At 69.6% G+C, this 5469-nt stretch carries 3 protein-coding genes; all 3 read right to left on the bottom strand.

What is annotated here, in order from left to right:
• Positions 1–553 precede the first annotated feature (553 nt).
• A complete protein-coding gene (locus ACYVOO_RS35095; RefSeq protein WP_461019773.1) occupies positions 554–2119 on the bottom strand; it encodes a CYTH and CHAD domain-containing protein in 1566 nt (521 codons plus the stop codon).
• A gap of 99 nt (positions 2120–2218) precedes the next feature.
• Entirely contained in the window at positions 2219–3418 is a 1200-nt protein-coding gene (gene rodA, locus ACYVOO_RS35090; RefSeq protein WP_461019772.1) for a rod shape-determining protein RodA, read from the bottom strand.
• On the bottom strand, positions 3415–5469 hold a 2055-nt coding region (gene mrdA / locus ACYVOO_RS35085), incomplete at its 5' end, for a penicillin-binding protein 2 (protein WP_461019771.1). The genes mrdA and rodA, both read right to left, overlap by 4 nt.

Here is a 5469-nt window from a genome sequence, read left to right as displayed (position 1 = left end):
GGTGGCACGGGTTGTGCCCACCCTCCCCCAGCTACCGCTGGGAGGTGCCCCCTCGCCGAGCGGGACGCTTGCCCACAACAATTGTGGTGAGCCGTCGCCGTCGGCTTCCCGTGGCAGCGCTGGGCCCCTCCGGCACGGCACCGGCACACAGCGTGGGAACAAGCGGAGGGGTCACCGGCCGAGAGTTGTCCCCGCAAGTGGTGGCGACGAGTATGTACAGGCAGCCGAAAAACCGACCCGCACTTGTCGCCGCCCGAGGAGACACCCCACCGCGGCACCGACCCCCACCACACACCAACCCCACAACCACCGGCACAAACCAACAACCACGCGGCGCCAGCCGCGAAGCACCGCAACCACACACCGCGCCGCAGCCACCGGCCAGGCAGCCGAACACGGCGCCAAGCCACACGCGCAGCGCCCCGCACCCCGTGAAGCCGCACAAAAATCAGCGCGGGACCCTACGGCACCCACCACACCGGCCAACCGTCCCGCGCAACACCCCCGACGAACGAAGCACCCCCGTTTCAATCCGCACCCCGCGAAGGGGCCGTCACAGGTGCCCCTCGTCCTTCGACGTGATCGAGCGCCACAGCGCCGGGAGGCCGTGTTCGCAGGCGGTCGCGCGGGCCGTCTCGTGTGCGTGCATGACGCCGTAGCTGAACGACGGCTCGCCCGCCGCGTGCGCCTGGAGCGCGAGATCGCGCAGTGCGGCGCGGGCCACGACGCTGTCCTGGTGCTCGCCGAGCAGCTCCTGAAGCTCGGTCATCCGCTTCGCGTACCTCTTCGCACGCTCGCCGAACACGGGCCGCGCGACCTCCGCCGCGTAACGGGTCCGCTTCGCCGCCTTGCGCGCCTCGTGCGCGGCGACGTCGCGCACGTCACCGCTCGGCGCGGCCAGCGCCTCGCCGACGTACGTGGCCAGGCGCTCGAAGTCGCGGTGCACGGCCTTGCGCAGCACGGCGCGCGGCTTCTTCCCCGCGCCGGGCAGCAGCGGCGGATGCGTACGCACTGCTGCCAGTGCCTCCAGGAGCGCGAGATACCGGGGCCCGTCCAGCACGGCGAGCAGCCGCTGCCGTGATCCGTCGCGGCTGATGTGCGAGGACGTGGCCAGCCGGGCCTCGACGGGCCCGACCCGCAGATCCTCCGGCAGCTCCGCCGCACGCTCGGCCAGCCGCCCATAAAGCACCTCGCGGTCCCTGTCGACGCCCAGCTCGGCCGCGAGCCACTTCAGCTCCTCGCCGACGGGCCGCGTGACGTCGCGGTCCAGGACCTTCCCGTAGGAGCGGAAGCAACTGCGCAGCCGCCGGGTGGCGACGCGCATCCGGTGCACGGAGTCGGGCAGGTCGCGGCGCACGGCGGGGTCGAGCGCGACGAGGGTGCGGATCTGTTCGGTGACGTACCGCAGCACGGCATCCCCCGCGGTGGCGGGCTTGCCCCCCTTGCCCGCCTTGCCCGGCGCCGCGTCCCGGCCCTTCCCGTCGCGCGCCGCGACGACCTCCTTGGCGAGCCGCGAGGGCTCTGTCTCCGTGAGTGCCCGTTCCAGCTTCGAGACGGCCGAGGCGCGCCGCAGCCCCGCGCCGCGGAGCCGTTTCTCGATCCGGTCGAGCAGCGCGGGGTCCTGGCCCTCCCCCAGTTCTGCCTCGACCTCGGTCCACGCGGCCGTGCCGCCGCCGGGCCCGAAGCGTTCGGCGGCCACGTGGTCGACGCTGACCTCGGCCAGCAGTTCCCCGTCGGCCCCGAGCAGATGCAGCGGTTCGCGCTCCTGGCGCAGCCGCACCACAGGGACGAGGGGTTCGCCGCGGACGCGCGACCGGATGAGCGAGGTCAGCTCGACGGGGAGGTCGGGGCCGTCCGTCAGCGGCGCGCGGATCTCCTCGCGCACGCCGGGCTCGACGGGCAGTTTCAGATGCCAGCCGGAGTCGCTGCCGCCGGTGCGGCGGCGCAGGGTGACGCCGTCGGCGGCGAGCCGGTGGTCGCTGGTGTCGTAGTACGTCGCGTCAAGGGCGACGGCACCGGGCGCGACGACGGAGCGCACGCCCCGCACGTCGAGATCCGGCAGCCGTGTCCGGTCGGTGGCCTCGTATTTCCGCTCGATCTCCCGCACAACGTCCGCCATGAAGGGAACGTATTCGCGCCCTACCTGTCCGGCAATGCCCGGCGTCGTGCGGTTCCTCGGCTCAGGCCCGGACCCGGGGGACCCGGACCCGGGCCACGCTCACGCCGAGACCGGCCGCTGGACCCTGATGGACTGGAGCAGCCCCAGCGCGATCCAGATCGCGAACATCGACGTACCGCCGTAGGAGACGAACGGCAGCGGCAGTCCGGCGACGGGCATGATGCCCAGCGTCATCCCGATGTTCTCGAAGGACTGGAAAGCGAACCAGGCGATGATGCCGGCGGCGACGATCGTGCTGTACAGCTCCGTCGACTCGCGTGCGATGCGGCAGGCCCGCCAGATCACGACGCCCAGCAGCAGGATGATGAGCCCGCCGCCGACGAAGCCCAGTTCCTCGCCCGCGACCGTGAAGACGAAGTCCGTCTGCTGCTCGGGCACGAACTGGCCGGTCGTCTGGGTGCCCTCGAAGAGGCCCTTGCCCGTGAGCCCGCCGGAGCCGATGGCGATGCGGGCCTGGTTGGTGTTGTAGCCGACGCCCGACGGGTCGAGCGCGGGGTTGGCGAAGGCGGCGAAGCGGTTGATCTGGTACTCGTCGAGCAGCCCGAGCGCCCACACCGACACCGCGCCCGCGGCCCCCGCCAGGCAGAGCCCGATGACCCAGCGGTTGGAGGCGCCGGAGGCGAGCAGGACGCCCAGCACGATCACGACCATGACCATCACGGAGCCGAGGTCGGGCATCAGCATGATGACGACGATCGGCGCCGCCGCCATCCCCAGCGACTGGAGCACCGTGCGGTGGTCGGGGTGCTCCCTGTCCCCGGCGTCCACCTTGGCGGCGAGCAGCATCGCCATCCCCAGGATCACCGTGATCTTGATGAGTTCGGCGGGCTGGAGCGACATTCCCGCGCCCAGGTGCAGCCAGGCGCGCTGTCCGTTGATGGTGGCGCCGAGCGGGGTGAGCACCAGGAGGGCCAGCACCAGCGAGAGCCCGTACAGCACGGGCACGGCGCTGCGCAGTCTGCGGTGGCCGAGCCAGACGGTCCCTGCCATGAGGGCGAGGCCGATGACGAGGCTGAACACGTGCCGGGTGACGAAGTAGTACGGGTCGCCCTGGTTGATGTCGGTGCGGTTGCGGGTGGCCGAGTAGACGAGCAGCGAGCCGATGACGGACAGGGCCATCCCGGACAGGATCATGATCCAGTCGAGCCGCCACACCTCGGAGTCCCGCGCCGTCAGCTTGCTCCAGGCGGAGCGGCGGCGCGGGCCGTAGCCGTCGAGGGAGTAGGAATGTGTGCTCACCCGTTGCTCCCCGTGCTCCTTGTGTCCGATTCGGTGTGGGCCACCGTGTTCTTCTTGCCCTCGGCGGCGGGATCCTTGCTGCGCTGGGCCTGGATCGTGCCGTCCTTCTTGATCTTCGGCAGGTTCTTCTCCGGCTCGGGCAGCAGCGCCTTCTTCGGGTCGATCTTGCCGCCCTTGCCGCTCACGCCGTAGATCGCGTCGTAGATCTTCCGCACCGCGGGACCCGAGGCGCCGGACCCCGTACCGCCCTGGGAGATCGTCATGACGATCGTGTAGTCCTTGGTGTACGTGGCGAACCAGGACGTGGTCTGCTTGCCCGCGACCTCGGCCGTACCCGTCTTGGCATGCATCTTGATCTTGTCCTGCGGCCAGCCCGCCTGCCCGAACCGCCACGCCGCCGTGCCGCGCTCGGCGACTCCCGCGAGGGCCTTGTCCATCTGCTTGAGGGTGGTCTTGCTGACGGGCAGCTTGCCGTGGGGCTTGGGCTTGATCTCCTCGGTCTTCTTGCCGTCCGCGCTGACGATGGCCTTGCCGATGGTCGGGTCGTAGAGCGTGCCGCCGTTGGCGATGCCCGCGTAGATCGTCGCCATCTGGATCGGGGTGACGAGGGTGTCGCCCTGGCCGATGGAGTAGTTGACGCTGTCACCGGCGCGCATCTTCATGCCGGAGACGCAGTTCTCCTTGGCGATCTTGTCGGCGTAGGAGTTGGCGCCCTTGGCCTGCTTGCACCAGGCGTCCTTGTTCGCCTCCCAGTAGTCCTTCTTCCACTTACGGTCCGGGACGCGTCCTGTGACCTCGTTGGGGAGGTCGATGCCGGTCTCCTTGCCCAGGCCGAAGTCGTGGGCCGTCTTGTAGAACCAGTCGTTCGCGTCCTTCTTCGGCTTGTTGCCGCCGTCCTTCTTCCACTGCTTGTAGGCGAGGTCGTAGAAGACGGTGTCGCAGGAGACCTCCAGGGCGCGCCCGAGGCTGATGGTGCCGTAGCCCTTGGACTCGAAGTTCTTGAAGGTCTGGCCGCCCACGTTGTAGGAGGCGCCGCAGTTGTAGTTGCCGTTGAAGTCGTAACCGGCCTTCACTGCCGCCGCGGTCGGGATGACCTTGAAGATGGAGCCGGGTGCGGCGAGGCCCTGGATGGAGCGGTTCAGCAGCGGGTAGTTCGACTTCTTGCCGGTGAGCTTGGCGTACTGCTTCCCCGAGATGCCGCCGACCCAGGTGTTGGGGTCGTATTCGGGGTTGGAGGCCATGGACACGACCCGGCCGGTCTTGTTCTCCATCACCACGGCCGCGCCCGCGTCCGCCTCGTAGTTGCGGCCCGTGTTCTTGTCGTGCTGCTTGCGGGCCTCCTTCATCGCCTTGTCCAGCTGCTTCTCGGTGACCGCCTGGATCCGCGAATCGATGCTGGTCACCAGGTTCGCGCCAGGCCGGGCCTTGTCACTCTTGGCCCGCCCCATCACCCGCCCCAGGTTGTCCACCTCATACCGCGTCACACCCGAACTGCCCCGCAGATCACCGTCATAACTGCGCTCCATCCCCGACCGCCCGATCTCGTCCGAGGAGAGGAACGGCGAATCACTGTCCTTCGCCTTCTCGATCTCCTCATCGGTGACCGGCGAGAGATACCCCAGCACCTGCGAGGTGTTCGCCCCGTAGGGCGCCGGATACCGCCGCACCGCCGTCGGCTCCGCCGTGATCCCGGGAAAGTCCTCGGCCCGCTCCCGGATCTGGAGCGCCTGCTGCGTGGTCGCCTCATCGGTGACCGGGATCGGCTGATAGGGGGAACCGTTCCAGCACGGCTGCGGCGTCTCCGCGTCACACAAACGCACCTTCTGCTGGACGGTCTTGGCGTCCATCCGCAGCACCTTCGCCAGCCGCGTCAGTACCGCCTTGCCCTGGTCGTCCATCTTCATCAGCTCGGTACGCGAGGCCGAGACCACAAGACGCGTCTCGTTGTCCGCGATCGGCACCCCCCGCGCATCCAGGATCGAGCCCCGGGTGGCGGGCTGCACCACCTGCTGCACGTGGTTGCCCGCCGCCTCCTTCTGGTACTCGTCGCC

The organism is Streptomyces daliensis (genome assembly GCF_054782395.1).
Note: the sequence above shows the minus strand (reverse complement) of the source record. Positions and strands in the feature narration are given on the sequence as shown.

What these genes read in the sequence shown, in the direction of transcription:
- ACYVOO_RS35095 (WP_461019773.1), bottom strand. Translation starts at nt 2,119, where the DNA reads ATGGCGGACGTTGTGCGGGAGATCGAGCGGAAATACGAGGCCACCGAC.